The sequence below is a fragment of the Veillonella parvula genome (assembly GCF_001553335.1).
In the GTDB taxonomy this organism is placed as follows: domain Bacteria; phylum Bacillota; class Negativicutes; order Veillonellales; family Veillonellaceae; genus Veillonella; species Veillonella parvula_S.
Genome location: NZ_KQ960810.1, coordinates 1 through 26,119 on the forward strand (window position 1 = coordinate 1; position 26,119 = coordinate 26,119).

A 26,119-nucleotide genomic window follows, 5' to 3' on the forward strand; every position below is an offset into this window, starting at 1 on the left:
ACTTGGCTGGAGACGGCCTGGGAGGATAGGAAGCTGCTGATTAAGCAAAGGCACACCTAAGGGTGTGTCTTTTTTTGTATAGCTTCCTATCCTCCCAGGGTACCTGGTGAGCAGGGCAAGTTAAAGGTAATAAGAATAAAGCGACGACAGATTCACTGCATCAATTGTTTTTATATTGATCTTATGAGGGATTTTCTTGATAATAGCCACTTATATGTGGTATTCTCATTATGTATGTAAGTCGATGGGAGTGATTATTTTATATGTATAAATATGGCAAGAGCTGTATTAAAAAGTTGTTATATTGTATTGCAATATGTATTGCAATTTTAGCGGTTTCTATTGGGGCTATGTGGGGTCTGTCTTCAAATTATAAGTTATATGGTGTACCGGTACTTAATTATCATCAAATAAATGATGAGAAACACTCTGCTTTAACATTGCATGTGGATCAGTTTAAGGAGCAGATGGAATACCTCCATAATCATGGATATCATACAATAACATTGGATCAATTGTATGAGTATTTGCAAAATGGTACGGAGTTACCAGAGAAGCCTATAGTAATAACATTTGACGATGGTTATGTAGATAATTATGAACATGCATTGCCTATATTAAAAGCATATAATATGAAAGCTACTTTGTTCATGATTAGTGACGCAGCCAATACGCCTGGTTTTGTAAATACAGCACAAATGCGTCAAATGGAGACGGCAGGATTTGATATTCAAGGGCATACAAATCATCATAAGATACTAACTCATATGGATCCTACAGAATTGCCTGATGCCATTCTCGGTGGTAAAACATCTATGGAAAATATTTTAGGAGAACCTATCAATTATTTGGCGTATCCTGGTGGTTTTAATGATATGCTCGTTCAATATGTTACTAAACAGTCTGGGTATAAAATGGCTTTCACAGTTCAACCAGGAACAGTAAAGCCAGGGGATAATTTATATGCTCTAAATCGACTAGCTGTATTCCAAGGAGATACACCGTATTTATCTTTCTGGTTGCGCCTACATTGTGCACCGCTTATTAAGTATACATGGGCATTGCGTGATACATTACGCGATAATGGATGGCCGATATTGGCGTCTATTGTGCCTTTATTTTAGGAGGAACTATGTCTTACGAAGTTGTAGCAAGACCATTACGTGTTGCAGTATTAACTGTATCTGATACTCGTACATTAGAAACTGATAAAGGAGGCAACAAGGTTCAAGAATTTTTGGAAGCAGCAAATCATATTGTAGCAGATCGAAAAATTGTAATTGATGATTGTGAGGCTATAATAAATGCTATGACTCCATGGTGTAATGATGAGTCTATTGATGTCATTATATCTACTGGGGGAACTGGTATTGCTATGAGAGATGTTACCATCGAGGCGGTAAATAGCTTATATGAAAAGCATATTCCAGGTTTTGGTGAAATCTTTAGATATTTATCCTATACGGAGGATATTGGAACAAAAGCAATGGCATCTCGTGCAGAAGCTGGTGTTAAGAATAACACTTTGATGTTTTCTATTCCTGGCTCTGTTGGGGCCGTCACCTTAGCGATGAGCAAACTCATCATTCCTGAAATGGGCCATTTGGTGCGAGAAATTACAAAATAATATATATGGAGACTGTTCTTTTGAGAGCAGTCTTTTTATATATGATGACAATCAATATTTGATGGATATAAAAGTAGGTAATTGATCCATAAAATATGAGCATGAGAAGTAAGTGAATTAATTTATTCTGTTTAAAACAATACCATTGCAGTATTGTTTTATTTCATTTATACTAGATTTAGTAATACGTTTGTCCGAGTGCATGAGAAAGGAGACTTTATGAAGTTAAATCAGGCCACGGATTATGCATTTCGCATGGTCTTGCATATGGCGCTACTACCTTCGGGCTCGAAGATAACTGGTGCTGTATTGGCTGAGCAAGAGTTGATTCCAGAACGCTTTTTGCTCAAGATTATGCGTAGTCTCATTGCAGCAGGAATTATGAAATCTTTCCGAGGTGTAGATGGCGGGTTTGCCCTGAATCGAAGCCCTCAAGAGATTTCGTTGCTTGATGTAATTAGAGCAGTAGAAGGGGATGCGTATTTACAACGTTGTTTATATGATGTAGGTTCTTGCTCTAAGTCTTGTAAGGGACATTGCGCTATAAATGAAGCAATGGGCGTGATTCAGCATCAATTGATTAATCAGTTGGAAGCGGTTAATTTTAAGACCCTTGCCCAAAGAGAACAGTTGATTGGTGCTGAGGCTTGAGCTTTTTTACAGTCGCAATGATGCAAGGTTTTTTGTAAAAGCTCGTCAAGTGATGTTAGTATTTTATTCTAAGGAGGAAAACACATGTTTGAAGCTGTAGATTTAGCCCGATTGCAATTCGCGCTAACATCTATCTATCACTGGTTATTTGTGCCGTTCACACTAGGCATGACAGTGATTGTTGCTGCTTTAGAGTGGACCTATGTGTCAACTGGTAAAGAAGTATACAAAAAAATGGCTAAGTTCTGGGGCAAATTGTTCCTAATTAACTTTGCCATGGGTGTGGTGACTGGTATTGTTCAGGAATTCCATTTCGGTATGAACTGGGCAGAATATTCTCGTTTTATGGGTGACATTTTTGGTGCCCCATTGGCCCTTGAAGCATTAATGGCATTTTTCTTGGAATCTACATTCATGGGCGTTTGGATTTTCGGTTGGGACCGCTTACACAAATGTGTTCACGCCCTTGTAGCTACATTTGTAGCGTTAGGTACTAACTTATCTGCGTTCTGGATTCTCGTAGCAAACTCCTTTATGCAACATCCTGTAGGCTTTGTATTACGCAATGGCCGTGCAGAGATGGAAAATTTCCTGACCATCGTTCAAAATGGCTATGTACCTGGACAATTTTTCCATATCGTATTGAATGGTTTATTAACAGCTGGTGTAATTATTATGGCAATCAGTGCATGGCACTTATTGCGTAATAATGCGACAGAGTTCTACCGCCGCTCCGCTAAATGGGGCATGGTTATCGCCCTTGTATTTGGTACTTTAGGTGCATTAGCTGGTCATCATCAAGGTCAATACATCACAAAAGTACAACCTATGAAAATGGCTGCTATGGAAGCGTTGTGGGAAACACAAGATCCAGCGCCATTCTCTTTGGTAGCTAATATTGATACTAAAGCACAAAAGAATACAGGTGCTCTTGAAATTCCTGGTGGTTTATCCTTCTTGACTCAAAACTCCTTTACGTCTGGTAAGGTAGAAGGTATCAAAGACCTTCAAGCAAAATCGGAGGCTCAATATGGCCCTGGCAACTATATTCCAGATGTTCCAGCAATCTTCTGGACATTCCGTGTCATGATAGCATCCGGTTCTCTTATGTTACTTGTTGCCTTTGTAGGTCTTATCCTAAATGCAAAAGACAAGCTTGTTGAAAATCGTACATTCTTAAAAATTATGTTCTGGATGTTGCCATTGCCATTCATCGCTCACTCCACTGGTTGGTTTGTAGCGGAAGCAGGTCGTCAACCATGGCTTGTATATGGTTTGCAATTGACTGCAGATGGTGCGTCTAAATCCGTAACGGCTCCAGAAATTATGACTACAATCATCGGCTTTACACTTGTGTATATCGTGGCTGCTATCGCGGCTATCTACCTTGCTGTAGAACACATTAAAAAAGGTCCAGATGGAAATCCATCTCATGATGTAGTTGAAAAAGAGGAGGCAAGATTATGGAATTAATTTTTAATAACCTTGAAGTGGTATGGTTTATCTTAATTACTGTACTATTCGCTGGCTTCTTCTTATTAGAAGGTTTTGACTATGGTACTGGTATTTTGTTACCATTCATTGGTAAAACTGACGTTGAACGTCGACAAATGATCAATGCCTTAGGTCCTGTGTGGGATGGTAATGAAGTTTGGATGATTACTGCCGGAGGGGCATTATTCGCATCCTTCCCTCACGTGTATGCTACATTATTTAGTGGATTCTACTTGGCTCTATTCTTGATGCTTGCAGCTCTTATTATTCGTGGTGTATCCTTTGAATTCCGTTCTAAGAGCCCTAATTTGTTATGGCGTAAAACATTCGACTACTGCATCTTCTTTGGTTCCTTGATTCCTGCACTATTGTGGGGTGTTACAGTAGGTAACTTGATTCAAGGTACTCCAATTGATGCAAGTATGACATATGTTGGTACTTTTTCTGATTTATTAAGTCCATACACCATACTTTGTGGTATTGCGTTCATTTTGGTATTTACATACCATGGTGGTTTATTTACTTCTATTAAAACAGCTGGTGCTGTTTCTGAGCGCGCTCGTGCGGCATCCTTGGTAGTAGGTGTTCCTACAGCTATCGGTGCATTGGCATTGGTAGGTGCAACTTACGTGTATACAGATTTGTTTAATTCTGTATTAGCTATAGTTTGCTTTGCATTAGCTATCGTGTCCTTCCTCATTTCTTGGGGTGCAGCACGCACTCGAAATACAAAATGGGGTTTCTTATTCAGTTGTTTATCTGTTATTTCTGTAACAGCTGCATACTTTGCGGGTTTGTTCCCTCGCATCATGGTTTCTTCTTTGAATCCTGAGTGGAGCTTGACTATTACTAATGCAGCTAACTCTACTTATACGTTGACTTTGATGACTTGTGTAGCCTTCGTATTTGTGCCAATTATTTTGGTTTACCAATCTTGGGTATATTGGACATTCCGTCATCGTGTAACAGAAAAAGATTTACACTATTAATAGCATAGCTTTACAACTTATGTAAGTTGTAAAAATTAGGTCTTAATGTGAGGCGTGCCGTAGCGGCACGTCTCTTTTTTATGGTAAGATGAATATAATATTGATAAATTTAGATTCACTTGGACTCTTGTGGGCTTAGTAATAGGGATTTAAATTTGTTTGAGTTTATATATTTAAATAGATTTACCGTAGAGGATAGTATGATACAGCGTACCGCATTTAAAGCGCTGCTAGAACATAAAGGACAGCTTGTGCTACTCGGCTTAACCTGTTTAGTAGAAAGTCTGTCCATTGTTGGGCAAGCCTGGTTCTTTGGAACCTTAATAAATAATCTTATATTTTTGGAGCATACACTAGCTGACGAAACGAACACCATTATTTATTTGTTTATTGCTATTATTGTGAGATTGGTGGCTCATTACGTTCAAGAGGCGGTAGCAAATCATTTGGGAAGTGCTGTAAAAGCATCCTTTAGAGAACGCTCTTTGGCGCATATGTTTAAGCTCGGTGTACAGCATAAGGAACGTCATGGCGATGTCATCCATATGCTTACCGATGGTTTAGAACAAGTAGATGCTTACATAGCACGTTACATTCCGCAGATTTTATATGCTATTATGATTCCTCTTATTATGGGGATTGCCATTGTAAATACATTGCCAATAATTGGTATTATTTTGATTGTTACGGTGCCTTTAATTCCATTTTTTATGATCTTGATTGGGAAGCAAGCTGATCGATTAAATAAGGAACAATGGGAACGTATGAGCTTCCTATCGGGGCATTTTTTAGATGTACTACAAGGGATTACTACGCTAAAGCTCTTTGGCCGTGCAAAGGATCAAATTAAGGTTATTGATCGATTATCTCAAGAGTTTAAAGATTCCACTTTACGCGTGTTGCGCGTAGCCTTTTTATCTGCATTAGTACTTGAATTAGTGAGTACAATTAGTACTGCTCTGATTGCGGTATATTTAGGTCTAACCTTATTAGATGGTGAAGTCACATTCTTTTCAGCCTTCTTTATTTTGTTGTTAGCGCCGGAGTTCTATACTCCATTTAGACAATTGGGGGCAGCTTTCCACACAGGGATGGCAGGGAAAACATCTATTCTGAAGTATGAAGAATTCATGCAGCGTCCACCTTCTTTACCAGTAGGTGGTGAGTCTAAACTTGATAAGCCTATACAGGAAATTGCAATTAAAGATTTAACTTTCACCTATAAAAATAGTGAGAATGGGGTACACCACATTACGCTGCAGGCTGAACGTAATGCACCTATTATGCTCGTTGGTGAAAGCGGAGCTGGTAAATCTACTATGGCCCATATTGTTGGAGGGTTTTTACAGGCTCCGAAAGGAACAGTTACTATCGATGGCATTGATATATGTGATTTAGATATCAACTGGTGGCGTCAGCAAATTATCTATGTATCTCAACATCCACATATTATGAAAGGGTCCTTGCGAGAGGTCTTATCCTTTGGTATGGATGTAAGTGATGCAGAGATTCTTGATGCGTGCAAAGAAGTTCAGCTATTAGATGTTATTAATCGAGAACAAGATGGGCTTGATGCGGTTATTGGTGAAGGTGGGTTAGGTCTTAGTGGCGGCGAGCGGCAACGTATTGCTTTAGCTCGTGCATTCCTCCGGAAGGGTCAGGTATTGATTCTTGATGAAGTGACAGCACATCTAGATGTAAAAACAGAAGCCATTATAAGTACGGCTATTCAGCGTTTGATGGAAAATAAGATTGTCATCATTATTGGGCATCGATTACAAACTATGCATTGGGCATCTAAACTATATGTCTTGAAAAATGGATCAATTATTCAAGAAGGTTCTTATCATGACCTACTTCAAGAAGCGGGTTATTTTAAAGACCTTGTTACATCTGGCTTAGGGCAATTATCAGCAACTCTTGAAGAACCATTGTATATTGGAAAACAATTTGATTCAGAGAATACATTGGTCGTAGATAAACCTATCAATGGCACAGAGCATTTTGTTAAATCTGTTAAATATACTGAGACTTTTAAAGATAATGCAAAAGGTTCTAATATGAGCTTACAAGGTTGGAAGTTGTTGTTTTCTGTATTGAGTCCCGCTAAGTGGTCATTAGTATTGGCCTTGCTATTTACATTCTTAACAGTGTTTATGAATGTGGGGCTTTTGACAGTATCCTCTTGGCTATTGGCATCTGCCGCACTGCAACCAGGACTTACTTATTTAAGTCTTGCAATCGTAGGAGTTCGATTCTTCGGTGTTAGTCGTGCTGTATGTCGTTATTTTGAGCGCTATACATCTCATCGCATGGCATTCCAAGGACTCTATGGCTTGCGCTTGTGGTTTTATGCTCATTTGGAACCATTGGCACCTGCTATACTCAAACGGTTTGGGGCAGGTGATATGTTGGGACGCATCATGGGGGATATAGAGGTATTACAATTCTTCTACTTGCGCACTTTGATTCCACCCGTAGCAGCCGTTGCCTTGACTATATTGATTGCATATGGAGTTTCTACAATTGACAATAGTTTGATTATACCTATTCTTTTGTCGGCCTTCGTATTAGGTGTAATAGTACCTTTGGTTGTTTATTTGTATAATAAAGAATCTTTACGTAGGATTGGGCCTCAACAAGGCGATTATAAAGCGCTTTTAAGTGATACTATGGATAGTCTGGAAGATGTGATTAGTTATGGCAACGAAGACATGGTATATAAGCGTATTCAGCATATGATGCGCAATGTAGATGCTCAAAAAGGTACTATTGAGCGGGGCATGAATATGGGTAATACACTATTCATAGGCGGCGTTCAGTTAACTGTAGTTATTGTAGCTATTATGACCTCTAATGCGTTAACAGGTGCTTGGGCTAGTGTTATGGTAGCGGTGGCTGCCATTGGTACACAGGCTTGGTTTGAAGCGTTACAACCTATGATTGCTGCTGTTCATCATGGTGCAGAAAGTAAAGTTGCCACAAGTCGTCTCATGGCTCTCAGTAATGAACCGATATCTATTGTAGAACCTATATCACCAAAATCATTTAACCCTAATGATGATATTATTTTTACAGATGTATCCTTTGGGTATGATGAATATCGCCATATTTATGAGAATCTCAGACTACATATTCAGCAAGGGAAATCCATTGCTATCGTTGGTGCTAGTGGGTCTGGCAAGACGACATTATTTAATATGCTTGAGAGGTTATATGATTATGGTGGATCCATTCGTATAGGCTCGGTGGAGTTGAAAGATATTTCAATTGATACTTGGCGTAATGCATTGGGGACTATAACTCAAGATACGTATATTTTTAATGCTTCCTTTAAGGATAATATACGCCTTGCAAGACCTGAAGCTTCTATGGCGGATTTAGATCAAGCCATTAACCGTGCATCATTGCGATCGGTAGTTGAAAAATTACCAGAAGGTATGAATACGATTGTAGGGAGTGGAGGGCAAGGTTTGAGTGGTGGTGAACGTCAAAGAGTTGCATTAGCTAGATTGTTCTTGCGCAATCCTAAAATCGTTTTATTAGATGAACCTTTAGAAGGCTTGGATCAAGTAACAAGAAAAGCTTTACATCGTGACTTGATGCATTATGTAGAGGGTAGGACATGTCTATATATTACGCATCAATTGGAAGGTTTAGAACAAATGGACCGGATTTTATTTATGGATAAAGGGCAAATTGTTGAAGATGGAACGTATGAAGAGCTAATGGCGCTTAAAGGTCGTTTCTATGAATACTGTTATTTATCCATGGCAAGTATTCAATAAAACTAAATATCATTTAAAGTATCTATTATTAATGCTTAATTATAGATTTGGACAATGTTTAATATTACGTTGCAATTTAAGATCTATTATGAATATTAAATTATAATATGACTAATGTTTAACTACATTAATAAGGCCCCTTTTACTATGCAAAAAGGGGCTTTAATTATATTTATATTTAATAGTATATGTAGTATACTTTTATCGATAAATCATGCAATATATGGTATAATTTTTGTGTTAAGAGCTATTATTTCACCCTTGGAGGGGTTATGACTAAAATCTTCACCAAATTACGAGCTTTGGTGGATGAAGCATTATCTGATCGAGATGCGGTGGTGGATAAGGCGCCCGTATTAGAAAAAGCACCTTTAGAACAAGATTTGTTTGACCATCGCTTATTATATATAGAAGAAGATATGGTTAATCGCATGTTGCGTGCCGCTCTTCGTAATCATTGGTTCTTTTATGCTGTAACATTTGAATTTGAACCAAACAATCAAATATTCCTATCCATTATTACAAAATGGGGGAATGTGATTAATGTGGAATTCACCTTAGAGGATTTATGGTTCGATGATTATTCATCATCCTTTGCCATTCGTTTAGATACAAATAATATAGATACAGGTGGGTTTATTTTGAACTCTATTTTACACTTGTTGGGTAACTGGTGTCTAAGTCTCTTCGGTATTTTCTTTAACCCTATTGCATTAGGTGAAAAAGGATCTACTGTACGCTTTGAGAAGAAGGGTATAATTCAGTTTGACTTATTACCTAATACACAAGTGAAGAAATTCATACCCATGCCTGAGCGCCATATTGGTAGTAATGGACCCGTTCTCTTGGGTAACCCGCGTACCAGTCAATCTGTGTTACAGTTGGATTACTATGCATTCCATGATCCTGTAGATACTTTTACAGTACCTGATGTGCCAACTCGTACTAGCTGGCTTCGTTCTATCGATATTGCAGCAGTCCTTTTATTGCCAATAGGTGTATGGATTACATTTATTATCTTGCATCACTACTTACCAACAGAAACATTGGAATTTTCATTCTCTACATACTTTTTAATTTCCTTAGGGATTTTTATCATTTCCTTCTTAGTTATGAATATTCCTCGGTATTTGTACATGTATTTTGATTCTCGCAAACAGTGGCAAAGTGCATTTGTACATAACAATATTAAAATTCAAATGCGTAAACTACACCGACGCATCTTCATGCAACAAGCTACATTGACAGCTGATTGTGATGAGTATACTGCTAATGAAAGCCAAGAGCGAATTAAACACCTTTTGTTGCAAATTCGAGATAAACGATTCCTTGCAAATCGACTTAAAATTGCAGATGATGATAGAGCGCGTAAACAAAAGGTTAAGTTTATTATTGCATATATAGGTTGTACTTTGATTGAGTTGATGTTGTTAATGAACTAATGTTGTAAAAACAGAAGACATAATAAAAACGTATCTCTTTGATATGTACTCTCTTTACTGGTTGTCCAGTAAAGAAGGTATATATTACTTATAGAGATACGTTTTTTATTGTAGGGTGTTAATTTTTAATTATCGCTTTTTGCGTCGCTTACGAACTGTTTTTCGACCTTCTTGTTTTTTGTTAGATATAGGAGTCTGTATTGGTTCATAAACTGTCCGATTTACAGTCATAAATGGAGGGTTGCCATATTGATTAGGCTCAGGTTGTCCTGGCAATACCCAGAATAGGAAGCCGATGAGCCATATAAAAAGCTCTAGCATGTAATTGAATGGAGATACGGCAGAGTAGGTATTGATGAAAATCATGATTACCGACCAGAGGATTCCTGCCCATGCATTGAAGCCGATGTCGTGAATACGACGGCCAAATAAGACACAAGATAAAGGAAAGAGGGTTGCCAATAAGAGCCAAATAATGACCCTAGTCAACCAATATGCTGGTAGTGATACAACAAAATCTAAGAATATGTTATCGATGTAGTGGACAATATGAAATAAAATCATTAAAGCGATGAAGCATATGATAAATTGTAGTCGATTTAACCGTCCCGTTAAGTTAAAAATCGATAAACCCATGCGACGTCCTTGGAATGCAATGAGCAAACCGATGGTACATATGAGCAGTGTTCGTAATACAACATAAAGTAAATCCATAAGTTCCCCTTTATTTATAGCTTATAGTTGAGTTAATTCTGGCAAAACTAACTCAAATGCGACTCCATGTTTTAGTGATTGTACTGTATCTAATGTTGCTTGAATCGCTTTGGTAGTAAAATTCATTGCCAGTTCTGCCGCATCATAAGGAGAATATCCCCTCATTACCGCACCAGATAATACAGCAGTAAAAATATCTCCTGTACCTGTAGCTTTTACAGGAACCAGAGGTATAGAGTATGTTTTTAAAAAGTCTGTAGGTCCATCATAGACCGCAATAACAGCATGTGTTTTCGATGGGACGCTGGTCATGATAACCATTTCAGGGCCCATGTGATGTAATTGTTTACATCGCTCACGTAATTCATCTTCGCTAATAGGATTTGTTGAGAATGGAATATCTAATAAGAAGCATGCCTCAGTATAGTTTGGCTTTACGATGTGGGCCTTAGATACAAGTTGGCGCATAGCTACAACCATATCAGGAGTATAAATGGAATAGAGGCGACCATCATCGGCCATTGCGGGATCGACGATAACCATCTGACCATTAGAGGCAAATCGATCGATTGCTTCTTCAACGAGGTGAATTTGTTCTGGTGATGCCAAGAATCCACTTACGATAGCGTGAAAGTCAATTTCGTTTTTATCCCAGCAGTCCATAAAATCTCTCATATGAGCAGATAAATCAACGAATTCATAGTGTGGATACTCTAAGTGATTGCTTAGTACCGCTGTCGCCAAAGGAACCGCCTGACAGCGCATGGCACTGATGATAGGAATCATAACAGTAAGGGCACAGCGTCCGATAGAGCTCATGTCTTGAATTGTTAAAACTCTAGGTACTGCTACCATAGACACCTCCAAATAATCATATATTTTATTGTACGTTATGTGAGCCTTTCTGTAAATGTAATGATGTTAATCATGAAATTAACTTCATAATGTAGTATAATAAAACGAATAAACTTTTTATGGAGGAAAGTGACAATGACGAGGTATGTATTTCGACGCCTAGGTGGCGCAATCATAATCTTATGGGTCATCATTACCGTAACATTTGCATTAATGCATGCGATACCTGGTGGGCCTTTTACAACAGAAAAGAAATTACCGCCTCAGGTGAAAGCAAGTATCGAGGCTAAATATCATCTCGATGATCCTGTATGGAAACAGTATGGAGATTATTTAGGTGGCGTCATTACAGGTGACTTGGGCCCATCATTTAAATATGAAGGCCGTAGTGTAAACGATATAATTGGTGATGCATTCCCAATTTCCGCACAGCTTGGCTTATTATCTTTAATGGTAGCTATAGTTGGTGGTATTACAGCTGGTGCGATTAGTGCCATGAGACCTAATAGCATTGTAGATTATGCGGTAACTGTATTATCTACAATAGGGATTTCGGTACCAACATTTATTATCGGTGCTGTTCTTGTGTACATAGTAGGCTTTGAATTGGGATGGTTCCCGGTAGCCTTATGGCGTGGCCCATCTTACATGGTGTTACCTGTGTTGACATTAGCAGCGCAACCGATGGCATTTATTGCTCGCTTAACGCGCAGTGGTTTACTTGACGTGTATCAACAAGAATACATTCGTACAGCTCGCGCAAAAGGTCTAGGTTCTTGGACCATTTTGACACGTCATGCCCTTGGCAATGCAATTTTGCCAGTTATTACGTACTTAGGTCCATTGGCAGCTAGTTTGTTAACAGGCAGCTTTATCGTAGAAACAATTTTTGCGATTCCTGGTCTAGGTCAGTATTTTGTAACATCTATTTATAACCGAGACTATACGGTTATTCTTGGTATTACGATTTTCTATAGTGCGCTTGTAGTATTTCTTAATATTTTGGTGGACATGATTTATCCATTAATCGATCCACGAGTTACAACGGAGGAGGGGACAGATGAATAAGGAAGACTTTTTACCTATTGAACGAGCCCCTCAAGAAGAGATTACTAGCTTTATAAAACGTCCTAGTAAATGGGAACGATTTAAGGTAAATCGTTTAGCTGTAGTTGGTGCAACCATCATTATTGTGATGATGGTGCTTGCTATTCTAGGTCCACTTATTTCACCTTATACCTATGCGGACCAATCCTTAATTGATGCGAACCAAAGTCCAAGCTTTAGCCATTGGTTTGGTACGGATACATTGGGCCGTGATATCTATACGCGTGTTATGTATGGCGCTCGTATTTCTTTAACCATTGGTTTTGTAGCAGCTTTTATTAATCTTGTGATTGGCGTTGCCTATGGCGGCATTGCGGGTTATATAGGTGGCAAGGTAGACCGTATCATGATGGGGATCGTAGATGTTTTGTATGGTATTCCACTTTTACTATACGTAATCTTATTGATGGTTGTACTTGGACCTGGGCTAACCTCTATATTTGTAGCGTTGGGGATTGCGTATTGGCTTAATATGGCCCGTATCGTACGCAGTCAAATTTTGAAAGTTAAAAACGAAGAATACATCATTGCAGCAGAAGCTATGGGTATTCCTAAGCATCGAATTTTATTGCGTCATATTTTACCAAACTGTGTAGGACCGATCATTATTACTTTAACATTGGCCATTCCTGAGGCTATTTTTACAGAGGCATTTCTTAGTTTTATCGGCTTAGGTGTAAATGCACCTATGGCGAGCTGGGGCGTACTAGCTTCTGAAGGTATTAGTAGCATGCGCTCTTATCCGTTCCAATTGATTTTCCCAGCTGTTGCTATTAGTATTACCATGCTTGGTTTCGCATTTTTTGGCGACGGTTTACGTAATGTATTAGATCCTAAGGAAGGAGATAGATAATGAATAATGCTATTGTTGATGTACGTAATGTATCTATTACCATCAATACCTTCCAAGGTCCGTTGCGAGTTATTCGCAATCAAGATATTTCTTTATACCCTGGTGAGATTTTAGGTATAGTCGGGGAATCTGGGTGTGGTAAATCCGTTTTAGTTAACTCTTTAATGGGCTTATTGCCATATGGTAAAACTAAAATTAAAGCGGATACATTCATGATTGATGGGCATGATTGTTTAGAATTTACTGAAGATGATTGGAATGAACTTCGTGGTACGACGGTTGCCATGGTGTTCCAAGATCCTATGACCTCCTTGAATCCTATCATGACCATTGGAGAGCAAATGTATGAGGTTATCCATCGTACAAATGCGTATGGTGAAGATTACGATGAAAGGGCCATTGCCATCGATTTATTGAAGAAGATGGGGCTGTCTACACCAGAACGACGGTTATCTCAATATCCTCATGAGTTGAGTGGCGGTATGCGCCAACGCGTATGTATTGCTATGGCAGTGGCCGGTCGTCCTAAGATTTTGATTTGTGATGAGCCTACAACAGCTCTTGATATTACTACTGAGGCACAAATTTTGCGCCTTATGCAAACATTAGCCGTGGAGGCTGGCATAGGGATTATCTTTATCTCTCATAACCTACGTGTTATTGCTCAAATTTGTGATCGGGTTATGGTTATGTACGCAGGTAAATGTGTTGAGTCTGCTACAGTAGATGGTATTTTTAGCGAGCCTCGTCACCCATATACTTTGGGGCTGTTACTTGCATTGCCTCAAGGTAAATGGCACGGCGAATTGAAGGCCGTTGAAGGTCAACCACCTGATCTATTTGATTTACCTCGTGGATGCGCATTTAATCCTCGTTGTAAATGGGCTATGCGAATCTGCGGTAGTCGGGTTCCGATGGTTACAAATGTTGGTGAAAGTCACCAGTTTACATGTTGGTTAGCTAAGTTGGAGGGACTTTAATGAGTTACGTATGGGAGACTGACAATCTCGTTAAAGAGTTCACCCTGTCAGGCGGCTTATTTAAGCCAAAACAAACGGTACACGCCGTACAAGGCGTGAGTCTATATCAATCACCAGGGGAAACCCTAGGTATCGTAGGTGAATCTGGATGTGGTAAATCTACATTTGGTTACACTTTGATGGGTTTATATCAAGCTACATCTGGTTCTATTTATATGAATGGTCGACATATCAACCCTTATGTGGATAGAGAGTCTGTTCACCCGGTGATGCAAATGGTATTTCAAAATCCTTATGCATCCCTTAATCCGCGGCTTACGGTTAATGCGATTTTAGAGGAGCCTTTAGAACTGGATCCAAAGTATACACCTCGAGATCGCGTGATTCGTGTAAAAGAGGTGCTTGACCAAGTTGGCTTAAATATGTCATTTGGTGAGCGTTATGCTCATGAACTATCTGGTGGGCAACGTCAACGTATCGGCATTGCACGGGCTCTTATTATGGAGCCTCAATGTATCATCTGTGATGAGCCGATTTCTGCGTTAGATGTATCTATCCAAGTGCAAATTATGACATTACTAGAACGGTTACAAGAACAACATGGTATTTCGTACCTCTTTATTTCTCATGATTTAAATATGGTGCGCTACATTAGTCATCGCATGGTTGTTATGTATTTAGGTGCCGTCATGGAAGAAGGTCCTGCATTGGACTTATATGAATTCCCTCAGCATCCGTATACCCGTGCATTGACGGCCTTAAATGGTCCAGTTATGCCACATGCACCAATTGGGGCACCGCTTAAAGGGGATCCACCAAATCCATTAGACCCACCAAAAGGGTGTCTGTTTAGTGGTCGATGTCCAGAAGCGGAAGGTCGTTGTTTTACAGAACGTCCGCCACTTCGAGATTGGGCAGATCGCCGCATCGCATGCTGGCACATATAATGGGAGAATAGTATGGAAAAACTAATTGTTGGCAAGTCCTTGGAACATCAACTAGATACAGTCATTAAAGAATTGGCACCAGCAGGGAATATATCTTATGCGGTGCTACAATTCGATGATGAAGAGGAACCAACACTCATCGCAGCTAGAGGTGAAAATACTGTACATTCTAGTGCGAGTTTAATTAAGGTACTTATCATGGAATATGTCTTTCATTTAGCTCGTACGGAGCAATTGGACATTAATGATACAGTTCCTTTATCTAGAACTCCACGCGTTGAAGGTGGCGGCGCACTACAAGAGTTAGTTGGTAAACATAGTTTTACATATCTTGAGTTATGCCGTCTTATGATGGTTCTTAGTGATAATATCGCAACAAATCTACTCATCACAGTGCTCGGCATGGAAAATATCAATGCTCGTGCAGAAAAGCTTGGTGTGGATGAGATGGAGCTTAATCGCATGATGATGGACTTTAACGCCCTAGCTGAAGGTCGTGATAATCACATTACAGCTATGTCGTTAGCTCGTTTGTATAAACACATTTTTGAATGTCGTGATAGAGATGCTTATGGCAGAGAAATGTGGAATATCTTAGGTCGCCAACAATTCCGTGATATCTTACCATTTTACTGGGGAGAAGGCATACGCTTTCACCATAAAACAGGATCCCTTGATCGTGTAGAACATGATGGGGGTGTAATAGAAACATTTAGGGGTCATTTTTGTTTTATCCTTTTAATGAGCGATATCGATAATGACCGAGGTAAAGAGTTAGGCGCTCAAGTTGGGCGCATCATGAAAGAATTTGTAGAGGAAGCATTGCCATGATGGATAAACGAAACTTGTTAAAACTCATGGTCCTCGCTCTAGGGGTGAGCGTACTCTTATTCGTATTTGGGTACCCTCGTGGTGTTCAACCAATCGATGAACACACAATCCGCTATGTTATTGAGCAGGAACCATCCACATTGGATCCCGCAAAGTCTACTACCTCTCCGGAGGCTACGGTTCAACTTCAATTATTCGATGGTCTAGTTCGTTTGAATGATGAAAGTGAACCTGAAGCAGCACTTGCTAAAAATTGGGACATCTCCGATGATGGTCGTGAGTATACCTTCCATTTACGACCTAATTTAAAATGGTCCAATGGAGAGCCTTTGACGGCTTATGACTTTGAATACGCTTGGAAGCGCGTATTAGACCCTGAAGTCCATGCGGATAATGCATATATGTTATATGTATTGGAAAATGGTGAAGCTTTTAATACGGGTAAAGCTGCAGCTGAAGATGTTGGGGTTAAAGCTATTGATGAGGATACATTGGTAGTTACCTTAGAAAATCCAACGGCTTATTTCTTGAAATTATTAGCGTCTCATAGCTATTATCCAGTGAGTAAAAAAGCAGTAGAAGCTCACGAAAACTGGGCGGCTAATGCGGAAACAATAGTATCTAATGGTCCATATCGTTTACTTTCTTGGAAGCATAATGGGGAAATGGATTTCATTAAGAATCCAAACTATTGGGATGCAGAATCTGTGAAGACAGAGAAAATGAATTGGCCTATTAGTGAGTCTCAAAGTACACGCCTTACCTTAGTTGAAGGTGGCGAAGCTGATATGACGGTTGAGCCTCCTGTAGCGGATCAAAAACGTCTAGAAGAAGCCGGCCTATTACATATTGGACCTATGCTTGGTAACTATTATTACGTATTCAATGTTAAAGCAGAACCTTTCACAGATCCAGATGTGCGTAAAGCCTTTTCTATGGTTATCAACCGTGCTAATATTGTTAATAATATTGTTAGAGGCGGTAAAGAACCAGCTTATGCATTCGTACCATATGGTATGCTTGAAAGTAATGGTCGTGAAGACTTCCGTGAAGCTGGTAGCTATCTCGTATACGAAGATGTAGAGCAAGCCAAGGAAATCCTGAAAAAGGCTGGCTATGGTAAGAATCGTCCATTGCCGCAAATTACGATTTTGTATAATACAAGTGAATTACATAAAGCTATTGCAGAAGCGATTCAAGATGCATGGATAAATGCATTTGGCGCAGATGTACGCTTACAAAATCAAGAGACAAAGGTATTCTTGGCAGACCGTGAAGCTGGCAAGTACCAAGTAGCTCGCGCTTCTTGGGTTGCCGATTATAGCGATCCACAAAACTTTTTAGAGGTATTCTCTGCTGAAGATAACGATGGTCAGTATCATAGTGATGAGTATAATGAGTTGATTGCACGTATTCGTACAACTCCAAATGGGGCGGCTCGTGATGCGTTGATGCATGAAGCAGAAAAGATGATTTTTGATGAATCTCTTGTTATGCCGTTGTACTTTACAACACAACCATATGTGACAAATGGAACAATTCAAAATTATTTCTGGACCACATTGGGACTTGTTGACTTTAAAAAAGCATACAAATAAGATACACTTAAGACGTACACCTTGTGTACGTCTTTTGTTGTATGGGAATATTAATATATTAGTCTTTTGTTGCATGGGATTATTAATATATTATAAGTTAACAGGTATTTTCTGAGGATATATGGACTGGATTGAACCAAAACGTTTGGCACCGGGGATGACCATAGGTATTATGGCACCTGCTAGTGCTAGCGATGAAGATTTACATAGAATAGAACAAATTTGTAAGGCTAAAGGCTATAAGGTGCTTGTAGGAGAAAGTGCAAGGAGAAAGGGGCTATATGGAGGCACACCTGAGGAGCAAGCCGTAGAATTTCAATACATGATGACTGCGGCTCCTTGTGATACGGTTCTTGCCTTGCGCGGTGGTTATGGCACGATGCGCTATTTAGATTTATTAGATTATAAAGCGATTCGTAAGTATCGGAAGGCTTTTGTTGGATATAGTGATTGTACAGCACTTCATATGGCTATTAATCGATATAGCCGCCTCATTACTTATCATGGACCTATGGGGGTAGATTTTAAATTAGACCGTAAGTCAGATATTGATACGCTATTTAATGCTTTAGAAGGCAAATTAAAAGTTATAGAACCCTTGCCAGAGCCTCCCCGAGGTGCGATTGGCACAGAACTCGGTGAGGGTATTTTACGAGGTGGTAATATGACGATGTTATCCATGTTATCGGGAACGCCTTATTTTTTAGAGAATGAATCATGGGAAGATACCTTACTATTTATTGAAGATGTCGGGGAGGCTCCTTATAAGCTGGATCGCATGTTACAACAATTTCGACTCAGCGGTTTGTTGAGCGGTATTAAAGGCTTAGTCATTGGTACCTTTACAGATTGTGAAGGAGATGAAGATGAGCGTGATTACGATTTAGGTTATGAAGCATTGCGCTATATGGAGGAAAATAGAAATCCAAAATTACCAGATCCTTTTGTATGCTATGTGCCAACGGGACATGGGTCGCCACATCAAACATTACCGCTAGGAGCGACGATTAGCTTTAGATATATTTCTAATACCATCATCGTTCATCCTTATACGAAATAGTTAAGAGCTTTTGGATGAACGATTTTACTTAATAGACAAATAGATATTAGATAAAAATAGTAGTTACCGTGATATTAGGTAATAAAATAATAGGTAATAAGATATTAGATAATAACAAGGGGAGTTATGACACTACAAGAACGAGAGGCTTGCGCCTGTGCCATCATAGATAGTATGGCACGGGAATTGCGTGCAGTTTCCATATATTTACATGATAATCCTGAATTGGGCTTGAATGAGCATAAAGCAGTACAGGTAATTCACCAATTCTTAGAAACACATAATTTTATATCTCATGTAAGTCTAACTAATCGGCCAGAGTTACAAACAGCGTTACGGGGCGACTATAACGGTACTGCACGGCATAAAATAGCCTTCTTAGGTGAATATGATGCGCTACCGGAACTAGGCCACGGCTGTGGTCATAACCTTATTGCTATGATGAGTTTAGGTGCTGCTGTTGCTTTTAGTCAAAGTGCACCACAGGATTGGGGTACAACATTCTTTGGGTGCCCTGCAGAGGAAACTATCGGTGGTAAGGTATATATGGCAGAAGCCGGTCTTTTTAAAGGCTATGAGGCAGCACTTATCATTCATCCAGGTGGAGAAAATGAGGTAGGAGGTACATCCTTGGCGACACATCCTCTAGAGGTTACGTTCCATGGACGTTCTTGTCATATTGCATCTTTAACAGATTCAGGAATCAATGCCCTAGATTGTGCGGTAGACTTATATCAAAGGGTAAAAGATTTAAAAAAGACCTTTCCTAAAGGTGCTATTGTAGGTGCCATCTTTACAGAGGCAGGTACGGCACCAAATGTGGTTACACCAAAGGCTACGATTCGTATGACTGTTCGTGGTAGTACAGTGGATGATTTAGAAGGTATTATTTTGCCGGCTATTAAAGAGGCAGCCCAAGCAATCGGTTCATCCTATGGAGCTCAAGTTGAGATGCATCACTATGAGCCACTCTTTAAGGATATGCGTCAAGATAAACAGTTATTAAATCTCTTTAAAGATGTGATGACTGAATTTGGTGAAAGCCCACGTATATTGCCTGATGATGAGGCGGATGGTAGCACTGATGTAGGTAATGTGTCTTACGAAGTACCAACAGCACAGCCTACCTTGCAGATTGGATTAGGTTTAGAAGCGCATACGCCAGAATTTACTTGTGCTGCTGGATCTGACTATGGGTTAGACCAAGCGATTAAGGGTGCTAAGATTATGGCTGTTGTAGCCTTGCGTTATGCGATGTGTAAGTAAGTTCAATTTTTGACATATAGAGGTCAAAAAGGTACAATAGATATAATATTTAAGTAAGTATGAAATAAGCCGTCTTCAACAAGACGGCTTTTATTCCGGTGGAGATAGATATGAGTGTTTTAACCGTTTCAAATGTAACTCATGGTTTTGGAGCGCGACAAATTTTAGATGATGCATCATTCCGTTTGCTAAAAGGTGAACATGTAGGCCTCATTGGTGCAAATGGTGAAGGTAAATCTACGTTTCTTAATATCATTACAGGTAAATTGCCACCTGATGAGGGGAAAATTGAATGGTCCAATCAGGTAACTGTCGGGTATTTGGATCAACATGCTGTTCTTGAAAAAGGTATGACCATCCGTGATGTATTACAACGTGCTTTTGATGATTTGTTCGTCATGGAGCAAAACATTAACGATGCGTATAATCGTATGGGTGATGTATCCGAAGATGAAATGAATAAGCTACTTGAACAGGTAGGGGAATGGCAAGAAATTCTTGAGCAACGTGGGTTCTATGAAATTGATGCGGTTATTGAGCGTACCGCTGCCGGATTGGGACTTATGGATATCGGCTTAGATAGAGATGTAACAGAGCTCAGCGGTGGTCAACGTACCAAGGTTTTGCTCACAAAACTATTACTAGAGAAACCGACTATTTTGCTCTTAGACGAACCGACAAACTATCTTGATGTGGAGCATATTCAGTGGTTGCAAAACTATTTGCAAAATTATGAAAATGCCTTTATCTTGATTTCTCATGATATGGAGTTTTTAAACTCCGTAGTCAATGTTATTTACCATATTGAACAAGCGGTGCTTACGCGTTATACTGGTGATTATCATCAGTTCCAAGCTGCTTACGAGGTGAAAAAAGCGCAAGCAGCTAAGGCGTATGAACGTCAACAGCAAGAGATTGAGCGTATGGAAGACTTTATTCAGCGCAATAAAGCGCGCGTTGCAACACGTGGTATGGCAAATTCTCGAGCAAAGCGCTTAGAAAAGATGGAAATTCTAGAAAAGCCAAAAGAGTATATCAAGCCCACTTTTGGCTTTAAAGAAGGACGTACGCCAAGTCGCTTTATCGTAGAGGCTTTCGGACTGCAATTAGGTTATGATGAACCATTAACAAGACCAGTAGACTTTCAAATTGAAAGAAACAAAAAAATTGCTATTCGCGGTGTCAATGGTTTAGGTAAAACAACGTTGTTGAAGACTATTTTAGGTCTATTAAAGCCTGTTAGTGGTGAGTTGGTAAAAGGTGAATTCTTACAAGTTGGCTATTTTGCCCAAGAGGATACGCCATCTAATTCCGAAACAGCGTTAGATTATATTTGGAATGAATATCCGGCGATGACAAATGCAGAGGTGCGTGCAGCATTAGCTCGTTGTGGCCTTACAAATGAACATATTACGTCTCAAATGCGCGTACTTTCAGGTGGTGAGAATGCGAAGGTTCGCCTATGTAAGCTCATGCAGAATAAGTACAATGTGTTGGTCCTAGACGAACCGACCAACCATTTAGACATATATGCAAAAGAAGAGTTGAGCCGTGCACTACGTGATTTTAAAGGTACAATTGTATTGGTAAGTCATGAGCCTGAATTCTATCAAGATTGGGTTACGGATATTTGGAATATTGAAGATTGGACGACAAAGATTGTTTAGGAGGACCGATGAATCAACGTGCAAATGACGGGATAAAGCAATTCTTAGAGGCTTTATCTGTTGATACAGAGGCACCAGAGTTAGAAAAGACACCAAGTCGTGTAACAGAATTATATAGTGAATTATTTAGTGGCGTAGGAGTCGAAACAAAATCGGTATGGGGTGAAACGTTTAGTACCGATTACAAAGGTCTTATAGCGGTTACAGGGATTCCCTTTTACTCTATGTGTGAGCATCACTTATTGCCATTCTTTGGGACTGTAGATATTGTGTATCAACCTAAGGATGGCTGTGTGGCCGGGCTCAGTAAGTTTCAAGATGTTGTTAATATACTCAGTCGCAGACCGCAATTACAAGAGCGGTTAGCATCTGAATTAGCAGATGCGATAATGAATGATTTATCTGCTCATGGCGTTTTTGTACGCATTACATCGACTCAGTTGTGTATGCTTATTAAAGGAACTATGCAGCAAGATTCAAAGGTAATTACATTAGAAAGCCGAGGCGTATTAGCTGAAACAGGTACAGTAAGGGATGAAGCGTTGGCAATGTTAGGCGGAGGACAGGTAAATGTTTAAACGTAGAAATTATACATGGAATGATGGCAAAAGCTTATCTTTGTGTGATCGTACCCTTATCATGGGTATATTGAATGGTACACCTGACTCCTTCTCTGATGGGGGGCAATTTAATACACCAGAAACAGCTACTGCTCATGTGAAACAAATGATTGAAGATGGTGCAGATATTATCGATTTAGGCGTTGAGTCTACACGACCAGGTTCTACACCTTTGACTACGGACGAAGAAATAGAACGTCTTTCTTTATTGATAGAACCTGTGTTAAAGGTCTCTACCGTTCCTGTATCTATCGATACATATCATGCAAAAACCGCAGAATATGCTTTCTCAAAAGGGGCTCATATTCTAAATGATGTATGGGGCTTACATTATGACCCTGACATGGCTGCGGTGGTGGCTAAATATAAGGTACCTGTTATCATCATGCATAATAGTAATGATACAAATTATGGTGATATCATTGAAGATATGAAAGCTTTCTTCTTCTGTGCTATTGATAAAGCGTTGAAAGAGGGTGTAACGCCACAACAAATCTGGCTTGACCCAGGTATTGGCTTTGGTAAAACTGAAGAACAAAATATTGAAGTTATGCAACGCTTGGGTGAGTTAACCGCTTATGAATACCCTGTTTTGCTTGCTCCAAGCCGCAAGCGTTTCATCGGATCTATGTTAGGCGGATTGCCTCCAGAAGATCGCGATGAAGGTACGGTAGCTGCTTGTATTACAGGCGTATTCCAAGGCGTCGATATGGTGCGTGTTCACAATGTAAAGATGCATAAACGCGCCTTAGCTGTAGCAGACGGCTTGTTACGAGGTGAATAATGGATAGAATCGTTTTAAAAAATATGGCATTCTACGGATATCACGGAAATTTGGCATCTGAGCAAGAACAAGGACAACGATTTTTTGTAGATGTAGAAATAATAACTGATCTTACAAAGGCGGGTCAAAGTGATCAATTAGAGGATTCCATCAATTATGTAGAGGTATATGAAACTGTAGAATCAATTATGACTGGTGAAAAGCATAATCTGTTAGAACGATTAGGGGCGCTTATCGCCGATTCCTTGTACCAATATTATCAAGGCATCGTAGGTCTATCTGTAACGGTGCGTAAACCATCTGTACCGATTTCAGGTATTTTAGATTATGTTGAGGTTATCACCACAAGAGGACAAATTTGATGTATACCTATTACATTAGTGTAGGCTCGAATATGGGGGATAAGAGAGGCTACATCAGTTCTGCTTTTCAAGCCTTACTACATCATGAGGCAATTTCCAGGCTAGTCACTTCTCCTCTGATTGAAACTGAGCCGTGGGGATATACGGAACAAGATACCTTTGTCAATGGCGTATGGTCTTGTGAAAGCACTCTAGATCCACATCAAATGCTCAGCCTTATTCAGCAATTAGAGAAGAAGGCTGGACGAAAACGATTGATTCATTGGGGCCCTCGCACATTAGATTTGGATATTATTTTAGTGTACGATATAGAGGGGAAGATGATTTCTTTGTGTGATGAGAGTCTTGTGATCCCGCATCCTCATTTTTGGAATCGTAATTTTGTACTAGAACCGCTATCTCAGCTATTACCAACATTCACATATAAAGGGACTAAGATTGTTGACCGATTAGCTCAATTGGGTGCATAAGCTAGAATCGTATATAATCTAATGTTAGATACACTGTAAACACGATACATATTGTACGCATGCTTTTACGTTTTATGATTGGAAAGTCATGGAGAGCGTAGATGAATATAAAACGTATTGGATTATTTGTACTGGCACTTATTATAATGGGGATATCTTACTGGCTTGCTGTAGGAGCAAATTATGATAGTAAAACAGTACGTATTGATCCAGAAGCGCATACACTGGTTAATTCTAGTGATGCCATTATTTCAAAACGAATATTAGCTATGAAGACTAGTGGATCACAAGTGTATTTCTTAGGTTATGAAGGACTAGGAATTTATAATTTATCTGATAATGCACTTCGTTTAATGCCAATAACCTTTAGGGGGCAACATATAGAGCCAACTAAATCGGATGATTACCAACGAGGTTTACGGAATATAACAAAGCTAAAATCTTTATCCGATTTCAGTGCTGAAGAGCAAAAAGAATTTAAAGGCTTGTTGGAGTCTACTGATGGAGGAGCCCATTATTATGGTGACTTTTACCATTCTGGTTATGAGTCGTCCCTCATTGATTTGAAGGACCAGTATTTTATTACGAATACAGTACGTGCATTAAAACGTGTTAATCATACATTATATGTGTATGATGGATCAGGTTTTATTATTATAGATTTAGATAATCGTCGTATTCAAGGGTTCTTTAATAACCGTATTAGTGGTGAAGGCTCTAAGGGTGTACCTGATAGCTTACGTGGACACTATGGTTCTGACTTTACTATGATATATGCATTATCTAAATTGGATCCTTCAGATTTGGATATTTTATGGTCCATGCGTAAGCAATATTTAGAAAAATCTCCTCAAGCGATAGAAGGAAAAGATTTGTTCCCACTCAATTTGGATGAGATGAATTTAAATGAGTTATGATTCTATTAAGATAAATCATATACAGATATACGTGATTTAAATAATTGGCATTTGAGGATATGCTATCGTTTTATGCTAAGATATGGAGGCTCTTATGAAGTTACGTAAGGTAGGTATTATTGGCACTGGCCATGTTGGCTCTCATGTGGCATTTTCTTTAGCCTTGCAAGGTGAGGTTGATGAATTATATTTGATGGATATTGACGAGAAAAAAGCTCAGGCGCAAGCTATGGATATTAATGATGCCGTTAGCTATATTCCACATCAAGTAACTGCTACATCAGGTCCTATTGAAGAATGTGGAGATTGTGATATCCTCGTTTTTAGTGCGGGGCCTTTGCCGAATTTGTATCAGGATCGCCTTGAGAGTCTTGGTGAAACAGTGGCTGTACTAAAAGACGTTATTCCACGTATTAAGAAGTCTTCTTTTCAAGGTTTCATCATTTCAATTTCTAATCCTGCTGATGTGGTAGCTACCTATTTATGTAAACATCTTGAGTGGAATCCTAAGCGTATCATTTCAACGGGAACAGCGCTAGACTCAGCTAGATTACAAAAAGAATTAGCTCATATCTTTACTATTAGTAATCGCTCTATTATGGCCTACTGTTTAGGTGAACATGGAGGTAGTGCCATGGTGCCGTGGTCCCATGTCTGTGTACAAGGTAAACCACTTTTAGAATTATATCGAGAGCTACCTCATAGGTTTCCTAAACTTGACCATACAAAAGTACTAGATGATGTTAAAATTGGTGGCTATCATGTACTAGCTGGTAAAGGCTCTACGGAGTTTGGTATTGCGAGTGCTACCACAGAATTGATTCGCGCCGTATTCCATGATGAAAAGAAGGTATTGCCTTGCTCCTGTTATTTAAATGGACAATATGGAGAAGAAGGAATATTTGCATCTACTCCTGCTGTTATTGGTAAAGATGGCATCGAAGATGTTTTTGAACTGCAACTAACTAATGAAGAGCTAGCCTTATTTAAAGCTTCTTGTGCTGTTATTCGTGAACATGTTGCAAAGGCTGAGGCTATGTAAGTGGATGTTTACTTTTGTATATAGAAAGTTTACATTGCATATGGAATTTTAAATT

At 39.3% G+C, this 26,119-nt stretch carries 24 protein-coding genes; 22 read left to right on the forward strand and 2 right to left on the reverse strand.

What is annotated here, in order from left to right:
* Positions 1-263: 263 nt before the first annotated feature.
* From HMPREF1865_RS08550 to HMPREF1865_RS08580, 7 genes are all read left to right on the forward strand, one after another.
* The gene (locus HMPREF1865_RS08550) at positions 264-1,124 is read left to right on the forward strand and encodes a polysaccharide deacetylase family protein (protein WP_060919835.1); all 861 of its coding nucleotides are present in this window, start codon (positions 264-266) and stop codon (positions 1,122-1,124) included.
* Between the two features lie 8 nt (positions 1,125-1,132).
* The gene (locus HMPREF1865_RS08555; RefSeq protein ID WP_060919836.1) at positions 1,133-1,627 is read left to right on the forward strand and encodes a MogA/MoaB family molybdenum cofactor biosynthesis protein; all 495 of its coding nucleotides are present in this window, start codon (positions 1,133-1,135) and stop codon (positions 1,625-1,627) included.
* A gap of 219 nt (positions 1,628-1,846) precedes the next feature.
* On the forward strand, positions 1,847-2,278 hold the full coding sequence (locus HMPREF1865_RS08560; RefSeq protein ID WP_004695360.1) for an RrF2 family transcriptional regulator: 432 nt from the start codon (positions 1,847-1,849) through the stop codon (positions 2,276-2,278).
* Between the two features lie 84 nt (positions 2,279-2,362).
* The gene (locus HMPREF1865_RS08565) at positions 2,363-3,751 is read left to right on the forward strand and encodes a cytochrome ubiquinol oxidase subunit I (protein WP_060919837.1); all 1,389 of its coding nucleotides are present in this window, start codon (positions 2,363-2,365) and stop codon (positions 3,749-3,751) included.
* Complete coding sequence (cydB, locus tag HMPREF1865_RS08570) at positions 3,742-4,761, forward strand: cytochrome d ubiquinol oxidase subunit II (protein ID WP_004695365.1); 1,020 nt, start codon at positions 3,742-3,744, stop codon at positions 4,759-4,761. The genes HMPREF1865_RS08565 and cydB overlap by 10 nt, the downstream gene beginning before the upstream one ends.
* 200 nt (positions 4,762-4,961) lie before the next feature.
* Complete coding sequence (gene cydD / locus HMPREF1865_RS08575) at positions 4,962-8,549, forward strand: thiol reductant ABC exporter subunit CydD (protein ID WP_060919838.1); 3,588 nt, start codon at positions 4,962-4,964, stop codon at positions 8,547-8,549.
* Between the two features lie 272 nt (positions 8,550-8,821).
* On the forward strand, positions 8,822-9,991 hold the full coding sequence (locus HMPREF1865_RS08580; RefSeq protein WP_004695368.1) for a hypothetical protein: 1,170 nt from the start codon (positions 8,822-8,824) through the stop codon (positions 9,989-9,991).
* 129 nt (positions 9,992-10,120) lie between these two features.
* Here the strand turns inward: HMPREF1865_RS08580 and HMPREF1865_RS08585 are convergent, their stop codons facing one another.
* Positions 10,121-10,705 (reverse strand): DUF805 domain-containing protein, encoded by a 585-nt coding sequence (locus HMPREF1865_RS08585; RefSeq protein WP_004695370.1) that lies wholly within the window; start codon positions 10,703-10,705, stop codon positions 10,121-10,123.
* A 21-nt stretch (positions 10,706-10,726) separates the two neighbouring features.
* Complete coding sequence (locus HMPREF1865_RS08590; protein ID WP_060919839.1) at positions 10,727-11,560, reverse strand: pyridoxamine kinase; 834 nt, start codon at positions 11,558-11,560, stop codon at positions 10,727-10,729.
* Positions 11,561-11,695: 135 nt separating this feature from the next.
* On the opposite strand from HMPREF1865_RS08590, the gene HMPREF1865_RS08595 reads away from it, so the two are divergent.
* The 15 genes from HMPREF1865_RS08595 to HMPREF1865_RS08665 all read left to right on the forward strand — a co-directional run bounded on the left by HMPREF1865_RS08595 (position 11,696) and on the right by HMPREF1865_RS08665 (position 26,064).
* Positions 11,696-12,628 (forward strand): ABC transporter permease, encoded by a 933-nt coding sequence (locus tag HMPREF1865_RS08595; RefSeq protein WP_004695374.1) that lies wholly within the window; start codon positions 11,696-11,698, stop codon positions 12,626-12,628.
* Entirely contained in the window at positions 12,621-13,520 is a 900-nt protein-coding gene (locus HMPREF1865_RS08600) for an ABC transporter permease (protein ID WP_060919840.1), read from the forward strand. Before HMPREF1865_RS08595 ends, HMPREF1865_RS08600 begins: the two co-directional genes overlap by 8 nt.
* Positions 13,520-14,500, forward strand: coding sequence for an ABC transporter ATP-binding protein (locus HMPREF1865_RS08605; RefSeq protein WP_060919841.1), 981 nt, complete (start codon positions 13,520-13,522; stop codon positions 14,498-14,500). Before HMPREF1865_RS08600 ends, HMPREF1865_RS08605 begins: the two co-directional genes overlap by 1 nt.
* Positions 14,500-15,447 carry an ABC transporter ATP-binding protein gene (locus HMPREF1865_RS08610; RefSeq protein ID WP_004695381.1) on the forward strand — a complete coding sequence of 316 codons (948 nt, stop codon included), beginning with the start codon at positions 14,500-14,502 and terminating at the stop codon, positions 15,445-15,447. Before HMPREF1865_RS08605 ends, HMPREF1865_RS08610 begins: the two co-directional genes overlap by 1 nt.
* Before the next feature lie 12 nt (positions 15,448-15,459).
* Complete coding sequence (locus tag HMPREF1865_RS08615) at positions 15,460-16,278, forward strand: serine hydrolase (protein WP_004695383.1); 819 nt, start codon at positions 15,460-15,462, stop codon at positions 16,276-16,278.
* Complete coding sequence (locus HMPREF1865_RS08620; RefSeq protein ID WP_004695386.1) at positions 16,275-17,876, forward strand: peptide ABC transporter substrate-binding protein; 1,602 nt, start codon at positions 16,275-16,277, stop codon at positions 17,874-17,876. Before HMPREF1865_RS08615 ends, HMPREF1865_RS08620 begins: the two co-directional genes overlap by 4 nt.
* 121 nt (positions 17,877-17,997) lie before the next feature.
* The gene (locus HMPREF1865_RS08625; protein ID WP_060919842.1) at positions 17,998-18,936 is read left to right on the forward strand and encodes a S66 peptidase family protein; all 939 of its coding nucleotides are present in this window, start codon (positions 17,998-18,000) and stop codon (positions 18,934-18,936) included.
* Between the two features lie 126 nt (positions 18,937-19,062).
* Positions 19,063-20,202, forward strand: coding sequence for an amidohydrolase (locus HMPREF1865_RS08630; RefSeq protein ID WP_060919843.1), 1,140 nt, complete (start codon positions 19,063-19,065; stop codon positions 20,200-20,202).
* Between the two features lie 110 nt (positions 20,203-20,312).
* Complete coding sequence (locus HMPREF1865_RS08635; protein ID WP_060919844.1) at positions 20,313-21,869, forward strand: ABC-F family ATP-binding cassette domain-containing protein; 1,557 nt, start codon at positions 20,313-20,315, stop codon at positions 21,867-21,869.
* A gap of 8 nt (positions 21,870-21,877) precedes the next feature.
* Positions 21,878-22,447: a GTP cyclohydrolase I gene (folE, locus tag HMPREF1865_RS08640; RefSeq protein ID WP_060919845.1), complete on the forward strand. Its 570-nt coding sequence runs from the start codon at positions 21,878-21,880 to the stop codon at positions 22,445-22,447.
* Positions 22,440-23,273, forward strand: a complete 834-nt coding sequence (gene folP / locus HMPREF1865_RS08645; protein WP_060919846.1) for a dihydropteroate synthase — start codon at positions 22,440-22,442, stop codon at positions 23,271-23,273. Before folE ends, folP begins: the two co-directional genes overlap by 8 nt.
* Complete coding sequence (gene folB / locus HMPREF1865_RS08650; RefSeq protein WP_004695400.1) at positions 23,273-23,635, forward strand: dihydroneopterin aldolase; 363 nt, start codon at positions 23,273-23,275, stop codon at positions 23,633-23,635. The genes folP and folB overlap by 1 nt, the downstream gene beginning before the upstream one ends.
* The gene (gene folK, locus HMPREF1865_RS08655) at positions 23,635-24,105 is read left to right on the forward strand and encodes a 2-amino-4-hydroxy-6-hydroxymethyldihydropteridine diphosphokinase (RefSeq protein WP_060919847.1); all 471 of its coding nucleotides are present in this window, start codon (positions 23,635-23,637) and stop codon (positions 24,103-24,105) included. The genes folB and folK overlap by 1 nt, the downstream gene beginning before the upstream one ends.
* A gap of 101 nt (positions 24,106-24,206) precedes the next feature.
* Positions 24,207-25,022, forward strand: a complete 816-nt coding sequence (locus tag HMPREF1865_RS08660; RefSeq protein WP_060919848.1) for a hypothetical protein — start codon at positions 24,207-24,209, stop codon at positions 25,020-25,022.
* Positions 25,023-25,116: 94 nt separating this feature from the next.
* Positions 25,117-26,064 (forward strand): L-lactate dehydrogenase, encoded by a 948-nt coding sequence (locus HMPREF1865_RS08665; protein ID WP_060919849.1) that lies wholly within the window; start codon positions 25,117-25,119, stop codon positions 26,062-26,064.
* Positions 26,065-26,119 lie beyond the last annotated feature (55 nt).